This window comes from Bradyrhizobium sp. CCGB20 (assembly GCF_024199855.1).
Taxonomy (GTDB): Bacteria; Pseudomonadota; Alphaproteobacteria; order Rhizobiales; family Xanthobacteraceae; genus Bradyrhizobium.
The window spans coordinates 6,293,502-6,310,731 of the sequence record NZ_JANADN010000001.1; the positions used below are offsets into that span (position 1 = coordinate 6,293,502).

General features: G+C 65.0%; 15 protein-coding genes. 12 read left to right on the forward strand and 3 right to left on the reverse strand.

What is annotated here, in order from left to right:
• Nucleotides 1-70: 70 nt before the first annotated feature.
• Entirely contained in the window at nt 71-577 is a 507-nt protein-coding gene (locus NLM15_RS29605; RefSeq protein ID WP_254121310.1) for a ferritin-like domain-containing protein, read from the reverse strand.
• A 426-nt stretch (nt 578-1,003) separates the two neighbouring features.
• Here NLM15_RS29605 and NLM15_RS29610 point away from each other — a divergent pair, with 426 nt between their 5' ends.
• From NLM15_RS29610 to garD, 8 genes are all read left to right on the forward strand, one after another.
• Nucleotides 1,004-2,086 carry a YbhN family protein gene (locus NLM15_RS29610; protein WP_254121311.1) on the forward strand — a complete coding sequence of 361 codons (1,083 nt, stop codon included), beginning with the start codon at nt 1,004-1,006 and terminating at the stop codon, nt 2,084-2,086.
• An 80-nt stretch (nt 2,087-2,166) separates the two neighbouring features.
• The gene (locus NLM15_RS29615) at nt 2,167-4,122 is read left to right on the forward strand and encodes a hypothetical protein (RefSeq protein ID WP_254121312.1); all 1,956 of its coding nucleotides are present in this window, start codon (nt 2,167-2,169) and stop codon (nt 4,120-4,122) included.
• 318 nt (nt 4,123-4,440) lie between these two features.
• Nucleotides 4,441-5,781, forward strand: a complete 1,341-nt coding sequence (locus tag NLM15_RS29620) for an MFS transporter (protein ID WP_254121313.1) — start codon at nt 4,441-4,443, stop codon at nt 5,779-5,781.
• 126 nt (nt 5,782-5,907) lie between these two features.
• Complete coding sequence (locus NLM15_RS29625; protein WP_254121314.1) at nt 5,908-6,813, forward strand: LysR substrate-binding domain-containing protein; 906 nt, start codon at nt 5,908-5,910, stop codon at nt 6,811-6,813.
• A gap of 130 nt (nt 6,814-6,943) precedes the next feature.
• Entirely contained in the window at nt 6,944-7,888 is a 945-nt protein-coding gene (kdgD, locus tag NLM15_RS29630; RefSeq protein WP_254121315.1) for a 5-dehydro-4-deoxyglucarate dehydratase, read from the forward strand.
• Between the two features lie 24 nt (nt 7,889-7,912).
• Entirely contained in the window at nt 7,913-9,265 is a 1,353-nt protein-coding gene (gene gudD / locus NLM15_RS29635; protein ID WP_254121316.1) for a glucarate dehydratase, read from the forward strand.
• Between the two features lie 24 nt (nt 9,266-9,289).
• Nucleotides 9,290-10,738, forward strand: coding sequence for an aldehyde dehydrogenase family protein (locus NLM15_RS29640; RefSeq protein ID WP_254121317.1), 1,449 nt, complete (start codon nt 9,290-9,292; stop codon nt 10,736-10,738).
• Nucleotides 10,739-10,876: 138 nt separating this feature from the next.
• Nucleotides 10,877-12,418, forward strand: a complete 1,542-nt coding sequence (garD, locus tag NLM15_RS29645) for a galactarate dehydratase (RefSeq protein ID WP_254121318.1) — start codon at nt 10,877-10,879, stop codon at nt 12,416-12,418.
• 16 nt (nt 12,419-12,434) lie between these two features.
• Here garD and NLM15_RS29650 read toward each other — a convergent pair whose 3' ends face one another.
• Nucleotides 12,435-13,175, reverse strand: coding sequence for a hypothetical protein (locus NLM15_RS29650; RefSeq protein ID WP_254121319.1), 741 nt, complete (start codon nt 13,173-13,175; stop codon nt 12,435-12,437).
• Between the two features lie 4 nt (nt 13,176-13,179).
• The gene (locus NLM15_RS29655) at nt 13,180-14,067 is read right to left on the reverse strand and encodes a MipA/OmpV family protein (protein WP_254121320.1); all 888 of its coding nucleotides are present in this window, start codon (nt 14,065-14,067) and stop codon (nt 13,180-13,182) included.
• Nucleotides 14,068-14,406: 339 nt separating this feature from the next.
• On the opposite strand from NLM15_RS29655, the gene NLM15_RS43790 reads away from it, so the two are divergent.
• The 4 genes from NLM15_RS43790 (at nt 14,407) to NLM15_RS29675 (ending at nt 17,223) form a co-directional block, all read left to right on the forward strand.
• Nucleotides 14,407-15,087, forward strand: a complete 681-nt coding sequence (locus NLM15_RS43790) for a response regulator transcription factor (RefSeq protein WP_254121321.1) — start codon at nt 14,407-14,409, stop codon at nt 15,085-15,087.
• Nucleotides 15,084-16,448 (forward strand): HAMP domain-containing sensor histidine kinase, encoded by a 1,365-nt coding sequence (locus NLM15_RS29665; RefSeq protein WP_254121322.1) that lies wholly within the window; start codon nt 15,084-15,086, stop codon nt 16,446-16,448. Before NLM15_RS43790 ends, NLM15_RS29665 begins: the two co-directional genes overlap by 4 nt.
• 192 nt (nt 16,449-16,640) lie before the next feature.
• The gene (locus NLM15_RS29670) at nt 16,641-16,910 is read left to right on the forward strand and encodes a hypothetical protein (RefSeq protein WP_254121323.1); all 270 of its coding nucleotides are present in this window, start codon (nt 16,641-16,643) and stop codon (nt 16,908-16,910) included.
• 100 nt (nt 16,911-17,010) lie between these two features.
• On the forward strand, nt 17,011-17,223 hold the full coding sequence (locus tag NLM15_RS29675) for a TonB-dependent receptor (protein WP_254121324.1): 213 nt from the start codon (nt 17,011-17,013) through the stop codon (nt 17,221-17,223).
• Nucleotides 17,224-17,230: the final 7 nt, after the last annotated feature.

The following is a 17,230-nucleotide window of genomic DNA, read 5'->3' on the forward strand; positions in this document are numbered from 1 at the left end:
GCAGGCGGGCGATGCTGCAGGAACAGAAGTGCTGCGCGGATCGCCGCGCGGCACTTCCCGGCTACGCCCGCTAGCTTGCCGCGCGCAAATTCACCTTGCTCTCGGCGAGCGTGGTCAGCTTCTTGTCGGTCGCCTTCTCTTCTTCCAGCGTCTTGGCAAGCACGGTGGCGCAGTCGTTGCGGCCGAGCTGCTTGGCCCAGGCGATCAGGCTGCCATAGCGCACGATCTCGTAATGCTCCGCGGCCTGCGCCGCGTTGATCAGCGCGGCGTCCAGCACGGCCTTGTCGGCGACTTCGCCGGCGGTCTCGTCGGCTTCCTCGATGATGCCGTCGATGGCCGGGCAGTCGACCGCCTTCACCTGCGCGCCGTGCATCTTGAACACTTCCTCGAGGCGCGCGACGTGCTGCTTGGTTTCCTCGAGGTGCGTCAAAAAGCCCTGCTTCAACTGCGGATCGGTGGCCTTATCTGCCATTTTCGGCAGCGCCTTGGTGAGCTGCTGCTCGGCATAATAGATGTCCTGAAGCTGATGTACGAACAGGTCGTTCATGGTCTTGATGTCTTTTGTGAACAGTCCCATCGTTCCGATCCTCTCGGTTTCGGGAACACGGAGGCGTCGGCTTGCACGAAAAGCCGATTATTCCGCCATGTTCGATTGCTGATGGAGCGCTAACCGGCGCATAGCATCGACGTTCCAAAAAAGCCCGTATTGCTTGCGTTGGAACAATGCCGATCGCGATCGGATACGAAACCATGTCAACACACGGACGCGCGATCCGGGCGGACGCCTCGACTCATATGCTTAACGCGCGGCCGATATGAACCAGATATGACAAAAGCGGCCGGTCCGACGCAGAACCTATCCTTGTCAAGGGCTGCACAAGTCGCTGTTTTTGCCTTAAATGAGCTACATCATGCCTAGCGATCGAAGCCCATTTCGGGCAGTGATCGCACCCGACCGGCCAATGTCTGGCCTCGTCGGTTTTGCCCCCCGCCGGGAGGATGAATGCACGGACTGCTGCCCGCGCTGAAACGCGGCTTCAAGAGATGGATCGGCTGGCGACGGCTCGGCGTTGCCGCGAGCGTCTTCATCATCGCCTTCGCGATCACGACGCTTGTGCGCACTCTCAAGGACATCGATACCGGCGTCATCCTGACCGCGTTGACCGAGATTCCCCGCGGCAATATCGGGCTGGCGGCGATCTGCGTCGTCTTCGCGTTCTGTACGCTGACCTTTTACGACTATTTTGCACTGCGAACGATCGGCAAGAAACATGTGCCCTATCGCATCGCAGCACTCTCCAGCTTCACGTCCTATTCGATCGGCCACAACATCGGCGCCACCGTCTTTACCGGCGGCGCGATCCGTTTCCGGATCTATTCGGACTACGGGCTGAACGCGATCGACGTCGCGAAAATCTGCTTCCTGTCCGGCCTGACCTTCTGGCTCGGTAACATCTTCGTGCTCTCGATCGGCATGGTCATCCATCCGGATGCCGCCTCGTCGATGGATCAACTGCCGTCGTCGATCAACCGGCTGATCGGGCTCGGCGGCCTCGCCTCGATCGGCGCCTATCTGGTCTGGCTCTGCATGGGCGAGAAGCGCCGCGAGCTCGGCCAGAAGGGCTGGAAGGTGGTGCTGCCCTCGGCGCCGCTGACGCTGGTCCAGATCCTGATCGGCGTGGTCGATCTCGGCTTCTGCGCAACGGCGATGTACCTGCTGATGCCGGCCAATCCGCCGATCGATTTCATGTCGCTGGCGGTGGTGTTCATCCTGGCGACGCTGATCGGTTTTGCCAGCCACGCGCCCGGCTCGATCGGCGTGTTCGATGTCGCCATGCTGGTCGCGCTGCCCGAATTCGGCCGCGAGCAGCTTCTGGCGACCCTGCTGGTCTTCCGCATCCTCTATTTCGTGATCCCGTTCGGCCTCGCCATCTCCATTATGGGCGCGCGCGAGCTGTGGATGAACGTGGTCCAGCCCTGGCAGGAACGGCGGCGGCTGGCCGAGGCCTGCGCCCAGGCCAACCTGCCCAAGCAGGTGGCAGCGATGGAGCGCGAGCGATCATTGCGGCAGGCCAGCAAGCGTTAAAACGGGTCAGACTAAGATTGCGGACGGGGCAGCAATCCTCTCTTATTTCCGCCTCAACTTTGCCGTTGAACACGCGGGCCATGATCCCTTTTTCCTTTCGTACCTTCGCCGCGGGCCTCCTGCTGCTTGCCGGCATTCTCACGTCTTTACCGCCCGAGCGCGCCGCCGCGCAGGACGCCGGCGCGATGCAGATATCCTGGGAGGTGCGCAACCGCTTCCGCCTGTTCCGCGAGGAGCGCGACTTCCTGCTCCACGTCGAGAACGCGCGTAACCGCAGCATCCTCGCCGCCGAGCAGTCGCTGGAGCTCCAGAGCGAGGGCCGCGGCTGGGCTCGCAACATGGTCAACCGGCTCTGCATCGACCTCCAGGGCCGCGTCAACCAGCCCTGCACCCGCGACAACGTCAAAGAGAACTACCTCACCCCGACCGATCACCCGGTGACCGTGCGCCTGACCGGCGCGGTGCCGGTCGGCGCCACCTGCGCCTGGTCGTTCGACGACGGCGACGGGCCGCAGACCTCGACCTTCGATTGCGCCGAGCCGATCAATCTGCGGGTTCGCTACGGCAAGCAGACGGTCGCCAGCGTCGACGTCTCCTCCGGTTCCGACCCGACCCAGCGCGTCCAGACCGAGATCCAGGTCCGCGACATCTTCGTTGCGGGCCTCGGGGACAGCATCGCCTCCGGCGAAGGCAATCCGGACCGGCCGCTGCCGTTGTCGGACGAAGGATTCTGCTTCCGCTCCTATCTCGGTACTGCCGCCGGCGGCCAATATTACCGGCCGAGCCGGGCCGGCTATAAAGGCGGCCGCGCCTGCGAGGCGCCGGATACGCTCGCCAACTGGCAGCGCTACAGCGCGCTCTGGTTCAATTCGCCCTGCCATCGTTCGCTCTACAGCTACCAGGCCCGCACCGCGCTGGCGCTCGCGGTGCGCTACACCCACATCGCGGTGACCTTTCTGCCGCTCGCCTGCACCGGCGCCAGCATCGGCGACGGCCTCCTGGGCTCGCAGCGCGCCCGCGAATGCCCGCCCGGCAAGACCGGCGTCTGCAACACCAGCGTGAACGCGCAGGTCGCCGAGCTGCGCGAGGCGCTCACCGCCGCCAGGAAGCGGCAGCCCGACCGCACGCTCGACCTCGTGCTGCTCTCGGTCGGTGCGAACGACGTCTATTTCTCCGGCCTCGTCGCCGACGTCATCGTCGACACCGCGACCGAACGCGCGCTGTTCCGCCGCTCCGGCGTGATGGCGAGTGTCGACGATTCCCGCGATGCGCTGGCACGCGAGCTGCCGCAGAATTTCGCCAAGTTGCGCGAGGCGCTGAAGCCGCTGGTCGGCGGCGACCTCTCGCACGTGGTCTACGTGTCCTACGCCAATCCCGCGCTCGCCGATGGCGGCGTGCCCTGCCGCGGCGGCCGCGCCGGGTTCGACATCCACCCGTCCTTCAACGCCGATCCGCAGCGCCTCGCCCGGGTCTCGACCTTCGTCGACACCGAATTCCTGCCGCAACTGAAGGGGCTCGCCACCTGCACGCGCGGCGCGCTGTGCCGCGATCCCGAAGCCGACCGCATGACCTTCGTGGATTCGCACCAGGCAGCGTTCGCCGATCACGGCTTTTGCGCGCATTCGGGCAACGATCCCGAATTCGATCGCACCTGCTTCGCCGAGAACGGCCAGAGCTTCAATCCCGATATCGTGAGCGCGGCGAGCCAGCCGATGCTGTGCGGCCGCGGTGCATCGGAGTATCGCGCCTATCTGCCGCGCGCACGGTGGATCCGCGATGCGAATGACAGCTATTTCGCCGCGATGACCTATCCGCAAGGCCTGCCGGCGGCGAGCCAGCCGACCGACATCCACGACGCCACCTGGGGTGTGCTCTCCGCCGTCTATGGCGGCGCCGTGCATCCGAGCGCGGAGGGTCACGCCGCGATGGCGGATGCCACTCTGCCGGCTGCGAGCAGCGTGCTCGGATTGGACGCGGTGCCGCCGGGCGTCACGCGCAGTCTTCTCGCGCCGCTGTTGCCGGGCGCACAGCAGTAGCACGACGCTGCTCCCACACATTTGGTTTCATCGCCCGACTTGATCGGGCGATCCAGTACGCCGTGACGGCGGTGATTGAATCGAGAGGCCGCGGCGTACTGGATTCCCCGCTTTCGCGGGGAATGACAGTGGAGCGCTTGGCACAATCTCGCGCATCACCATCGCACATTCGCGTCACCGCACTATCGTTCCCTTCACCTGCCGTTCCATCAATCCAAAAACGGCATCGATCGATACTGCCTTGAACTTGGACACTTTGCCGCGCGCGCCTCTAGGAGTCGCCTTGAGGAAACATTTCGAGTTCTAAGGAGGCGCGTGATGAGCGCAGTGGTGTCCGCAGCGGACGTGAGAAGGTCTCGCGTCAGGCTGTTCATCGTGACCATGTTGTTCCTGGTCACCACCGTCAATTATGCCGACCGCGCCACGCTGTCGATCGCGGGCCCCGCGCTCTCCAAGGAGCTGCATCTCGATCCCGTCGCCATGGGCTGGATCTTCTCGGCTTTCGGCTGGTCCTATGTCGTGGCGCAGGTGCCGGGCGGCTGGCTGCTCGACCGTTACGGCTCGCGCCTCGTCTATGCCTTCAGCATTATCATCTGGTCGCTGTTCACGCTGATGCAGGGCTGGGTCGGCTTCCTCAGCGCCGGCGCTGCCATCACCGTGCTGTTCGCGCTTCGCCTCCTTGTCGGCGTCGCTGAAGCGCCTTCCTTTCCCGCCAATGCCCGCATCGTCGCGGCCTGGTTTCCCGGCAATGAGCGCGGCACCGCGTCGGCCTTCTTCAACTCCGGACAGTATTTCGCGACCGTGATCTTCGCGCCGCTGATGGGCTGGATCGCGCACGATTACGGCTGGCGCTATGTGTTCTTCGTGATGGGCGCGCTCGGCGTCGTCATGGGCCTCGTCTGGATCAAGACCGTCTATGGTCCGAAGGAGCACCCCGGCATCAACGAGGCCGAGTTCGACTACATTAAGGAAGGCGGCGCGCTGGTCGACCTCGACGCGCCCAAGGACGAGCGCGCGCCGGACTCCGGCCCGAGATGGGACCATATCCGCCAGCTGCTCTCCAACCGCATGATGCTCGGCGTCTATCTCGGCCAGTACTGCATCAACACGCTGACCTATTTCTTCCTGACCTGGTTCCCGGTCTACCTCGTCAAGGAGCGCGGCCTGTCGATCCTGCAAGCCGGCTTCGTCGCGACGCTGCCGGCGCTGTGCGGCTTCATCGGCGGCGTGCTCGGCGGCGTCATCTCCGACGCCATCCTGCGCAAGACCGGCTCGCTGACCATGGCGCGCAAGATCCCGATCGTCGGCGGCATGCTGCTGTCGATGTCGATCATCGCCTGCAACTATGTCGATGGACAGGCGCTGGTGGTCGGCTTCATGGCGCTCGCCTTCTTCGGCAAGGGCATCGGCGCGCTCGGCTGGGCGGTCGTCTCCGACACCTCGCCCAAGGAAGCCGGCGGCGTCTCCGGCGGCCTGTTCAACACCTTCGGCAACCTCTCCTCGATCTCTACCCCGATCGTGATCGGCTACATCCTGGCGGCCACCGGCTCCTTCAACGGCGCGCTGGTGTTCGTCGGCGCCAACGCGCTGGTAGCCGCGTTCGCCTATCTCGTGATCGTCGGCAAGATCGAGCGGGTGGTGCTCAAACGTTCCTCCTGAGCGCTCCGAGTGATCGGAGTGGGACAGGCAACTCAACGGCGGCTTCTTCAGCCGCCGTCTTTGTTTTGGGGGTGATCGATGCTAGAAGTGCCGGGGAAACGCCTTATCCATCTAAGGCATGTATCGATGTTCGACCTCAACCAGCTCCGCTGCTTCGTGACAGTTGCGGAGGAATTGCATTTCGGCCGCGCCGCCGCGCGGCTGAACATGACCCAGCCGCCGCTGTCGCGGCAGATCCAGGTGCTCGAGCACATCATCGATGCGCCGCTGCTCGAGCGCACCAGCCGCTCGGTGCGCCTGACGCCTGCCGGCCGCAGCTTCCTGCCCGAGGCACGGCGGATCCTGAAGCTTGCGGAAAGCGCCTCGCAGGTCGCCCGCCGCATCGCGCTCGGCAAGACCGGCTCGCTGAAGATCGGCTTCACCGCCGCCGCCGCCTACGGCTTCCTTCCCGAGCTCGTCGCGGCCTGCCGCGCCAAGCTGCCCGAGGTCGACTTCTCGCTGAAGGAGATGGTCTCCGGCGACCAGTTCGAGGCGCTGACCTCGGGCCAGATCGATGCCGGCCTGCTGCGGCCGCCGATCGCGCGCCCCGAGCTGACCAGCCGCCGCGTCGTCGCCGAGCCCCTGCTCGCCGCGATCCCGAAGAAGCATCCGCTGGCGAATGCCGAGAGCATCACCATCAAGGACTTCGACGACCAGCCCTTCGTGATGTATTCGCCCTATGAGAGCCGCTATTTCCACGATCTCCTGGTGGCGCTGTTCACCCGCGCGGACGTGCTGCCGCGCTACGTCCAGCATCTGAGCCAGATCCACTCGATCCTCGCCATGGTCCGCGCCGGCCTTGGCCTTGCCATCGTGCCGGCCGCGGCAGCGAGCCTGAAAATCTCCGACGTACGGCTGCGGCCCCTGAAACTGCGCACGCGCGTCCCGGTCGAGCTATTCATGGTCTGGCGCCGCGACGACGAGAACCCGCTGCTCTCGGCCCTGGTGAAGATCGCGAGCGAATTGTCCTCGGCGGAGCTGCTGGAAGATTGATGCTGATTTCGCATCAGTCGATATAGGCTTTGGCTTGGACGCGCATCGAACGGTCTCCTAAACCACGGCGCATGGACGCGCAGGCTTTCAGCGCGCGTCCTCCACAACACGCAATAAGGGAGCCGCGCCCATGAGCAAGATGACCCCGCAGGAAATGGCCCAGAAGATCGGATCGGGCCTCCTGTCCTTCCCCGTCACGCCCTTCAAGGCGGACTATTCCTTCGACGAGGCCACCTACCGCGCCAACATGGACTGGCTGTGCGGCTATGACGTCGCCGGCCTGTTCGCCGCCGGCGGCACAGGCGAGTTCTTCTCGCTGACGCCGAGCGAGGTTCCGCAGGTCGTCAAGATCGCCGTTGACGAGACCAAGGGCCGCGTGCCCGTGCTCGCCGGCACCGGCTATGGCACCGCCACCGCGCGCGAGATCGCTGTTGGTGCCGAGAAGGCCGGCGCCGACGGCCTCTTGCTGCTGCCGCCCTACCTCACCCATTCCGAGCAGGACGGCCTCGCCGCCCATGTCGAGGCGGTCTGCAAATCCGTCAAGATCGGCGTCATCGTCTACAACCGCGACAACGCCATCCTCCAGCCCGACACGCTGGCCCGCCTCGCCGAGCGCTGCCCGAATCTCGTCGGCTACAAGGACGGCATCGGCGACATCGAGCTGATGACCCGCGTCTACACCAAGCTCGGCGATCGCCTCACCTATGTCGGCGGCCTGCCGACGGCCGAGACCTTCGCGCTGCCCTATCTCGACATGGGCGTGACGACCTATTCCTCGGCCGTGTTCAACTTCGTGCCGGAATTCGCCACCAAGTTCTACGCCGCGGTGCGCAAGCGCGACCACGAGACGATCAATGCCGGATTGAAGAACTTCATCCTGCCGCTGATCGCAATCCGCAACCGCAAGAAGGGCTATGCGGTCTCGATCATCAAGGCCGGCATGAAGGTGATCGGCCGCGATTCCGGTCCGGTCCGCCCGCCGCTCACCGACCTGACCGAGCAGGAGATGGCGGAACTGACCGCGCTCGTGCAAAATCTGTCCGCCGCACGATCGACACAACAGGCGGCAGAATAACAGGCAACACGGGAGGAGCAACTGATGGTCGAAGTTTCAGGCGCGTCAGTCGCCGGCGCGCCGGTCGTCACATCGATGCAGGTGATCCCGGTCGCGGGCCGCGACAGCATGCTCCTCAATTTGAGCGGCGCGCATGCGCCGTTCTTCACCCGCAACATCGTCATTCTCACCGACAATGCCGGTCACACCGGCGTCGGTGAGGTGCCGGGCGGGCAAAAGATCTGGCAGACGCTGCAGGATGCCCGCGATCTCGTGATCGGCAAGACCGTCGGCGCGATGAACAACATCCTCGCCGATATCAGCACCGCCTTCGCCGACCGCGATGCCGGCGGCCGCGGCAAGCAGACATTCGACCTGCGCGTCATGATCCATGCGGTCACCGCAATCGAATCCGCGCTGCTCGACCTGCTCGGCCAGCATCTCAACCTGCCCGTCGCCGCACTGCTTGGCGAAGGCCAGCAGCGCACCAGCGTCGAGACGCTCGGCTACCTCTTCTTCGTCGGCGACCGCCGCAAATCGAAGCTCGCTTACGTCAGCGGCGAGACCGGCAAGGCGGAATGGTTCAACCTCCGCCATCAGGAGGCGATGACGCCCGAGACGGTGGTGCGGCTCGCCGAAGCCACCCACGATCATTACGGCTTCGCCGACTTCAAGCTCAAGGGCGGCGTGCTCCGCGGCGAGCAGGAGATCGAGGCCGTCACGGCCATCGCCAAACGCTTCCCCAACGCACGCGTCACGCTCGACCCCAACGGCGCCTGGTCGCTCGACGAAGCTGTCAGCCTCTGCAAGGACATGCACGGCATCCTCGCCTATGCCGAGGACCCCTGCGGCGCGGAAGGCGGCTTTTCCGGCCGCGAGATCATGGCCGAGTTCCGCCGCGCCACGGGGCTGCCGACCGCGACCAACATGATCGCCACCGACTGGCGCCAGCTCTCCCATGCGCTGCGCCTCGGGGCGGTGGACATTCCGCTGGCCGATCCCCACTTCTGGACCATGCAAGGCTCGGTGCGCGTTGCCCAGACCTGCCGCGACAACGGCCTGACCTGGGGCTCGCACTCCAACAACCACTTCGACATCTCGCTCGCGATGTTCACCCATGTCGGCGCCGCCGCCCCCGGCAGGGTCACCGCGATCGACACCCATTGGATCTGGCAGGACGGCCAGGCGCTCACCAGGGAGCCGCTCCAGATCAAGGGCGGCAAGATTGCCGTGCCGGAGCGGCCGGGCCTCGGCATCGAGATCGACCGCGCCGCCGTCGAAGCGGCGCATGAGCTCTACAAGCAGCATGGACTTGGCGCCCGTGATGACGCTATGGCCATGCAGGACCTGATCCCCGGCTGGACCTTCGACGACAAGCGTCCTTGCCTCGTGCGTTAAGAAACCTTCCTTGGAGGAAAAACGATGACTGCGATCCTGAAAAACTTCATCGGCGGCGAATGGGTCGACGGCTCCGGCGTCACCAAGAACATCAACCCCTCCAACACCAACGACCTCGTCGGCGAATACGCCAAGGCCGACAAGGCGCAGACCGAGAAGGCGATCGCGGCAGCCAAGGCCGCTTTCCCTGCCTGGGCGCAGTCGACCCCGCAGGCGCGCTATGACGCGCTGAACAAGATTTCCCTCGAAATCCTCGCCCGCAAGGAAGAGCTCGGCCGCCTGCTCGCGCGCGAGGAAGGCAAGACCCTGCCGGAAGGCATCGGCGAGGTCGCCCGCGCCGGCCAGATCTTTGCATTCTTCGCCGGTGAGGCGCTGCGGCTGATCGGCGAGAAGGGTGCCTCGGTGCGCCCCGGCCTCGACGTCGAGCTCACCCGCGAGCCGGTCGGTGTCATCGGCATGATCACGCCCTGGAATTTCCCGATCGCGATCCCCGCCTGGAAGATCGCGCCGGCGCTCTGCTACGGCAACACGGTGGTGTTCAAGCCGGCTGAGCTGGTGCCGGGCTCGGCGCATGCACTGTCCGAGATCATCACCCGCTCCGGCATTCCCGCCGGCGTGTTCAACCTCGTGGTCGGCTCCGGCTCCGTGGTCGGCCAGACCCTGCTCGATCACCCCGATGTGGCCGCGATCTCCTTCACCGGCTCGGTGCAGACCGGCCGCAAGATCGCGCAGGCCTGCGTGCTGTCGAACCCGATGAAGAAGTTCCAGCTCGAGATGGGCGGCAAGAACCCGCTGGTCGTGCTCGACGACGCCGACCTCAAGACCGCCGTCGAGGTCGCCGTCAACGGCGCCTATTTCTCGACCGGCCAGCGCTGCACCGCCTCCTCGCGCCTGATCGTGACCGAAGGCATCCACGACCGCTTCGTCGCCGCGATGGCCGAGCGACTGAACGGCCTCTCGGTCGACGACGCGCTCAAGGCCGGCGTGCATATCGGCCCCGTGGTCGACCAGAGCCAGCTCGACCAGGACCTGCGCTACATCAAGATCGGCCAGGACGAGGGCGCCAAGCTCGCCTTCGGCGGCGAGCTGCTCAAGCGCGAGACGCCCGGCCACTACCTCCAGCCGGCGCTGTTCACCGAAGCCAACAACAACATGCGCATCGCGCGTGAGGAGATTTTTGGCCCCGTCGCCGCCGTCATCCGCGCCAAGAACTACGAGGAAGCGCTGGCGATCTCCAACGACACCGAGTTCGGCCTCGCCTCCGGCATCTGCACCTCCAGCCTGAAATACGCCTCGCACTACAAGCGCAACAGCGAGTCTGGCATGGTGATGGTCAATCTGCCGACAGCCGGCGTCGACTATCACGTGCCGTTCGGCGGCCGGAAGGGCTCGAGCTACGGCGCCCGCGAGCAGGGCTCCTATGCGCGCGAGTTCTACACGACCGTGAAGACGGCTTATACGTTTCCAGGTTGATGCACGATCGTAGGGTGGGTTAGCCCGCGGCTGCGCGAAGCGCAGTCCGCTGGCGTAACCCACCTCTTCTGCCCCCGCGGATTAAAGACAGTGGTGGGTTACGCTACGCTAACCCACCCTACACTTCGGAGTCCTCCCATGGACCAGGACGTCGCAGCGAAAGAGCAGCCCCGCCACATCAAGCTCAACGAGCGCGACAATGTCGCGATCGTGGTCAATGATTTCGGGCTTCCCGCCGGTTCGCGCTTTTCCTGCGGGCTGACGCTCCGCGCCTTCGTGCCGCAAGGGCACAAGACGGCGCTGGTCGACATCGCGCAAGATCAACCGATCATCCGCTACGGCGAGGTGATCGGCTATGCGTTGTCGCCGATCCTGGCCGGCGAATGGGTGGACGAAGCGCGCATCCGCATGCCGGAGGCCCCCGCCCTCGACAAGCTCGAGATCTCCACCGCCGTCCCCGCGCCCTTGCCGCCGCTCGAAGGCTTCACCTTCGAGGGCTTCCGCAATCCGGACGGCTCGGTCGGCACGAAAAACATTCTGGGCATCTCCTCCTCCGTGCAATGCGTCAAGGGCACGATGGAATACGCCGTGAAGCGCATCCGCGCCGAGCTGCTGCCGAAATACCCGAATGTCGACGACGTCGTGCCGCTGACGCATGCCTATGGCTGCGGCGTCGCCATCACCGCGCCCGATGCTGTCGTGCCGATCCGCACCCTGCAAAACATCGCGCTCAACCCGAATTTCGGCGGCGAGATTTTGGTGATCAGCCTCGGCTGCGAAAAACTCGCGCCTGAACGGCTGGTGCCGGAGGGCGTCAGCGATGCCATCGTGCGCATGCAGGACGAAGCCTTTGACGGCTTTGGCGCGATCGTCGATGCGATCATGACCCAGGCGGAAGCCCGCCTGAAAATCCTCAACAAGCGCACCCGCGAGACCTGCCCGGCCTCCGATCTCGTCATCGGCCTGCAATGCGGCGGCAGCGACGCCTTCTCCGGCGTCACCGCGAATCCCGCGGTCGGCTTCGCCGCGGACCTGCTGGTGCGCGCCGGCGCGACCGTGATGTTCTCCGAAGTCACCGAAGTGCGCGACGCGATCCAGCTCCTCACCCGCCGCGCCATCAACGAGGACGTCGGCCGCGCCCTGGTGCGCGAGATGGCGTGGTACGATTCTTATCTCGCCCGCGGCGGCGCCGACCGTAGCGCCAACACCACGCCCGGCAACAAGAAGGGCGGCCTCGCCAACATCGTCGAGAAGTCATTGGGCTCGATCGTCAAGTCCGGATCAAGCGCCATCACCGGCGTGCTCTCGCCCGGCGAGAAGGCGACGCAGAAGGGCATGCTGTTCGCGGCGACCCCTGCGTCCGACTTCATCTGCGGCACGCTCCAGCTCGCCTCCGGCATGACGCTGCAGGTATTCACCACCGGCCGCGGCACGCCTTACGGCCTTGCCGCTGCACCCGTGATCAAGGTCGCGACCCGCACCGAGCTTGCCCGTCGCTGGAAGGACCTGATCGACTTCGACGCCGGCAGCATCGCCACCGGCGAGAAGACCATCGAGGAAACCGGCTGGGATTTGTTCCGCCTGATCCTCGACGTCGCCAGCGGCCGTACCAAACCGTGGTCGGATCGCTGGGGCATCCACAACGACCTCACGCTGTTCAATCCGGCGCCCGTCACCTGACGGCGGCAAGCTGGGGTCACTGACCGTCGATCAGATGCATGTCGCCCAGCGTGACCGGCAGGCTGCGCGTGATGAGATCGGCAATCGCCGCGCGCAGCCGTTCGCTCGAAGCCGGACCGTCAAACGTCGCGTCGACCGTCCCGCTCGGGCCGGCGAGCCGCATGGTCCCGGTGTTGTCGAGCGGCGCGGCCGCCCGCTTCTCGATCACGTCGAACGACTTGCCCTCGATCACGCGGACCTCATAGAGCGCGTGGATCAGGCCGTAGTCTGCAAGCAGCGTCCGATACTGGGCGAGCCCGACGCCCTCGACGATACGGCCGTTACCTAGCTTCGATCTCGCGCGGGTGATGACGATGTAGGCGTCCAGCCCCTGCGGGGTGACGTCGCTGCGGACCAGCTCCTTGAAGGGATCACTGCGCAGGAGATTGACGGGCGCAACCGCCGAATCCCTGATCGCCGCGAACGCGGCGCGCCTGTAGCTCACCGCCTGCACGCGAAAGCGCCCGCCGAGCAGCTTCGTCGCCTGCTGGACGATCAGCTCGTCCAGCCCCCATGCGCTGATCGAGACACTTTGCCCGGCATTGCCGAGCGCGACCAGGCCGGCTTGCGTCAGGCTCATCTCCTCGCCGATGGCCGAGACGATACCGACGGTCTTGATCGCCTGGAGCCGCGTCGTGCGCGTCTCGAACGCCGCGGCAGCACCGAGGACGACACAAGCGATCGCGCAGACGACACATAGAACAACCCTGCGACGCATGGCCCTATCGAATCCTGAAGTCGAACGAATAGGACGCACCCAGGCCGACAGTCGTCTGGTTCGACGATCCCCGCAGCTTCACCAGCGGGCTGTCGGCAGCATTGCCGAGCAGCTTCTCGTACTCGACATAGGCATGGACCTCCCACTGCGGATTGATCCGATAGGAGATCTGGCTGCCGAAGCCGACCGAGTGCGCGCCGCCCTTGGCATCGTACACCGACAGCCCTGACGCCAGGGACTGCGCGGCATCGACGCCGAAATACGGTGCGGTCGCCTTGGTGCTTTTCCAGGTGAAACGCGGGCCGGCCGAGATCGTGAGCCTTTGGATCAGCGGCACGATGACGTCGGCGGAGACGTCGGCCACCGTACCGGTATGCCCGCCCAAGCCCTGGCGCAATTCGCTGCGCAGCCGCAGCCAGTCGACCGGAAAATATTCGACGAACCCGCCAAGCTCGTAGGCGGCCTTGACGTCGCCGAGGCCGGTCAGCTCGGCATATTTGTCGCTCTTGCGCGACGCGACATATTTGAACGCAGGCCCTGCGCGAAAATAGCCGACGTCAAACAGCGCAATGCTGGCGCTGTCGCGGGGCCCGCGAAACTGGTCGACCGACCCGGCGCGGCGGATGGTGAAGATTGGGATCGGGAGAAACTTGCCGTTCTTCGATCCGACGAAATCCGGTGTGTACTCGCCGCCGATGCCGACCATGACGGTCCAGTTTCCGGACGGCGACGGCAGCATCGGCACGTCGAATGGCGGGGCCGGCAGCGTGAACGCGGTCTGCGCCGATACAGATTGCATGGTCGCCATGATTGCACCGAGTGCTGCAAGACAAACGGTCGTCCGCCGCGCATGCGCCGTGAGGCGGAGAGCGGCTTCGTCAAAATGATTCATTACGGGGCCCCATCGGCCTTGCTGGCCGAGTCGACTGGTGTGATCAGGAGCCCAGCATGTGGTCCGGCAAAATTGCCCCAAGATTGCAACGGGCAAGCATGCCTGCGACATTCCGCGCGCGAGGTGCGCAGCCAAACCAACATTGCCCGAACATTGCCGGGCCGCACTCAACCTCCAAAACTTTGCCCGCAGATGCCGGTCAGCCCGCTGGTTCCTGCCTTTTATTCGCCAAGCTCGCTGCCTTAAACGGAACCCGCGCACGAACCGAACCGCCGGAATTCGGCCAGGAAGCGTCAAGGTCAGGGTTTTATTGCCCCAGCAGAGTCAAGGACGACCCGCGTGCGCTCCCTCGTGATCGAAGACGAACCGCAGATCGGTGCCTATGTCAGCCGCCTGCTCGGACAGCTACACGGAATCGTCGACGTGGTCGGCTCGATTGCCGACGCACGCCTCGCGCTCGACAATTTCAAATATGATCTCGCCATCGTCGACCGCATGCTGCCCGACGGCGATGCGCTCCAGGTGGTCGCGGCGCTGAGCCAGTCTCCGGACCGCCCCGCGATCATCATGCTGACGTCTAAGGATGCCAAGGAGGACGTCGTCGACGGCCTCAACGGCGGCGCCGACGACTATCTCGGAAAGCCGTTCGAGCCGCAGGAATTGATTGCACGCGTGCGCGCGGTGTTGCGGCGGCCCCGGCTGCTCGCACCTTCCGTGCTGTCGCTCGGTAATGTCGAGCTGCATCTCGGCAGCAACGAGGCAGTCGTCGCCGACACAAAAGTGCTGCTGCGGCGGCGCGAGGCGCTGATCCTCGGCGCGCTGCTGATGCGGCGCGACCGCGTCATCACCCGCGCAGCCCTGATCGAGGAGATCTACGGCTTTGACGACGAGATCGAATCCAACACGCTCGAAGCGCAGGTCTCGCGCCTGAGGAAGAAGCTGGCCGAGCTCGGAGGCGATGTCGAGATCCGCAGCATGCGAGGCATCGGTTACATCCTGCGGCTGGCCACACCGAGATGACGTCGATCGCCCGAACGTTCGCACTGTCGCTTGGCATCGCCGCAACGACCATTTTCCTGATCATGCTCGGCATCTTCATCTGGCGGTATCCGATGGAAGAACGCGAGTTCAGGGCTTGCCGCGTCGTGGTCGCCGTTCTCGAACGTGCCACTGTCATTGAAGGGAAGAACCTGACGGTACGCCCGACGCCCGGACTCGAAGAGCTGAAAGCGGACAGCCCTGATCTCTGGTACGTCGTCTCCGCCGGCGACATGGTCAGCGAGTACGGCAGCGAACGCCGGCCGGCCCTTCCCTTCGCATTTCCCTATCACGGGCCCATCGGCTCCTCCGTCTTCAACACGCTCGACCAGAAGAGCACCTTCTGCCTCGCCGTCGTGCAACGCGGTACGCTGCAGCTCACGATGATGGTCGGCGAGCCTCAGGTCCGGTTCGGCCGGATTGCGCGGAACTTCCTCGTCCGCAGTGTTTTCTCGATCATCCTGCTGGCGCTGGCCTTCGCGGCGACGGTCGCCGTCGGCTCTGCGCTCGCCGCGCGTTTCGTCTCACGGGGCATCGAACGGGTCGCGCATCGCGCGCTCGCGATCGATCCCGCCGCTCCGCAAGGCTTGATCTCGCTGTCCGAGGTCCCACGCGAACTGAAGCCATTGGTCGAGGCACTGAACCGCGCCTTCGGCGAGATCGACGCCTATATCCGGATGCAGCGCCGCTTCCTCGGCAATGCCGCCCATCAGCTCCGCACGCCGCTGACACTGCTGCGCGCGAAGATCGAGGACGTGCCCGAGCCGGTCCTGAAGGCCGAGCTGGTCCGGGACGTCCGCCGCCTCACCTCGCTGGTCTCCGCCATGCTCGATCTCGCGCGGCTGCAAAACCACGCGATCGAGAAGCAGCCGATCGATCTTGCCGAGATCACGCTGGACGTGCTAGCCGATTTCGGCCCATCGGCGCTGGACGTCGGCATCGAGCTGGCGCTGGAGAGCGCGCAGGAGGGACCGTTCCTGGTGCAGGGCGTCGACGCCGCCGTCCGCAGCGCGCTCGCCAATCTCGTCGGTAACGCCATCATCCACGCCCGTGGCGCACGACGCATCGTCGCCACGCTCAGGCACGGCAGCATCTCGATTGACGATGACGGCGCGGGCCTGCCGGGCGGCGCCGAGCACAGGCTGCTCGAACCTTTCCAGACCGGCAACAGCGCGGGCGACGGCGCCGGTCTTGGCCTGTCGATCGTCCGCGAGATCATGGCCGCCCACGGCGGCGAGCTCGTCATCTCTTCCGTACCCGGCCGCGGCACGACGATGAGCTTGCGGTTCCCAGAGGCCACCGCGACAACCAAAGCTCCGCAGCCCGATCTGCAGGCCCATTAACGATGCGTTTCGAGCCCTCCCGCGAAACCGTCCCGAAACATTGGCGCGAAAAACTTCGTCCTCGTTTCGTCCTTTCGCGTCAAGCAACCAATTTATTCGCCGACGGCCAATCGAATGTTCGCACACGAGCGAACCTGTCTCGGCATCGCGGCGACCAAACCTCCGATTGATATCTTCAACGGAGATTTTCCAATGCGCGTTCTTTCCATGATGGCCGTTGCCGGCGCCATGATTGCGAGCTCGGCCGGTGCATTCGCCGGCGAGCTTCCTTCCTACGAAGTGAAGTCGTTGCCGATCTCGGCGACGCAAGTTCAGGTGCTCGGCGGTGCCGGCGTCGAGGAGCAGTCGACTGCGCCGACGATGATCGTCGCCGGCATGCCCGCCTCCCCCGCGCAAATTTCGGTGCTGTCGCCGCGCGTCAAGCGGCTCGCGAGCGCCAACGCCGCGAGCGAGCAGCGTTGATCGGCAAAAGGCGCACCACGTCATTCTCTCCTTCACGCATCCGCGCGCCGATCTCAATCGGCGCGCGCTCGATTTGTATGAATACTAAATTCCAAATCTGATGATTGAGGGACCATTACGTCCCTCCCGCATTTCAAGCCCCGGATCGCGCCTGTTCGATGCGATGGTCCGCTACGACAACGGGCCCTGGCGACTTCAGGTCAATGCCAGCAATCTCTTCGACAAGCGCCACCTGACCACGTGCCTGGCGCGCGGTGACTGCTTCCTCGGTATCGGCCGCACGGTGCTCGGCACCGTGACGTACAGATTCTAGGAACGCC

Excerpts from the sequence above, each read along its gene's own strand:
- NLM15_RS29610 (WP_254121311.1), top strand. The coding sequence starts at position 1,004 with ATGCACGGACTGCTGCCCGCGCTGAAACGCGGCTTCAAGAGATGGATC.
- NLM15_RS29605 (WP_254121310.1), bottom strand. The coding sequence starts at position 577 with ATGGGACTGTTCACAAAAGACATCAAGACCATGAACGACCTGTTCGTA.
- NLM15_RS29615 (WP_254121312.1), top strand. The coding sequence starts at position 2,167 with ATGATCCCTTTTTCCTTTCGTACCTTCGCCGCGGGCCTCCTGCTGCTT.
- NLM15_RS29620 (WP_254121313.1), top strand. The coding sequence starts at position 4,441 with ATGAGCGCAGTGGTGTCCGCAGCGGACGTGAGAAGGTCTCGCGTCAGG.
- kdgD (WP_254121315.1), top strand. The coding sequence starts at position 6,944 with ATGAGCAAGATGACCCCGCAGGAAATGGCCCAGAAGATCGGATCGGGC.
- gudD (WP_254121316.1), top strand. The coding sequence starts at position 7,913 with ATGGTCGAAGTTTCAGGCGCGTCAGTCGCCGGCGCGCCGGTCGTCACA.
- garD (WP_254121318.1), top strand. The coding sequence starts at position 10,877 with ATGGACCAGGACGTCGCAGCGAAAGAGCAGCCCCGCCACATCAAGCTC.
- NLM15_RS29625 (WP_254121314.1), top strand. The coding sequence starts at position 5,908 with ATGTTCGACCTCAACCAGCTCCGCTGCTTCGTGACAGTTGCGGAGGAA.
- NLM15_RS29655 (WP_254121320.1), bottom strand. The coding sequence starts at position 14,067 with ATGAATCATTTTGACGAAGCCGCTCTCCGCCTCACGGCGCATGCGCGG.
- NLM15_RS29670 (WP_254121323.1), top strand. The coding sequence starts at position 16,641 with ATGCGCGTTCTTTCCATGATGGCCGTTGCCGGCGCCATGATTGCGAGC.
- NLM15_RS29665 (WP_254121322.1), top strand. The coding sequence starts at position 15,084 with ATGACGTCGATCGCCCGAACGTTCGCACTGTCGCTTGGCATCGCCGCA.
- NLM15_RS29640 (WP_254121317.1), top strand. The coding sequence starts at position 9,290 with ATGACTGCGATCCTGAAAAACTTCATCGGCGGCGAATGGGTCGACGGC.
- NLM15_RS29675 (WP_254121324.1), top strand. The coding sequence starts at position 17,011 with ATGATTGAGGGACCATTACGTCCCTCCCGCATTTCAAGCCCCGGATCG.
- NLM15_RS29650 (WP_254121319.1), bottom strand. The coding sequence starts at position 13,175 with ATGCGTCGCAGGGTTGTTCTATGTGTCGTCTGCGCGATCGCTTGTGTC.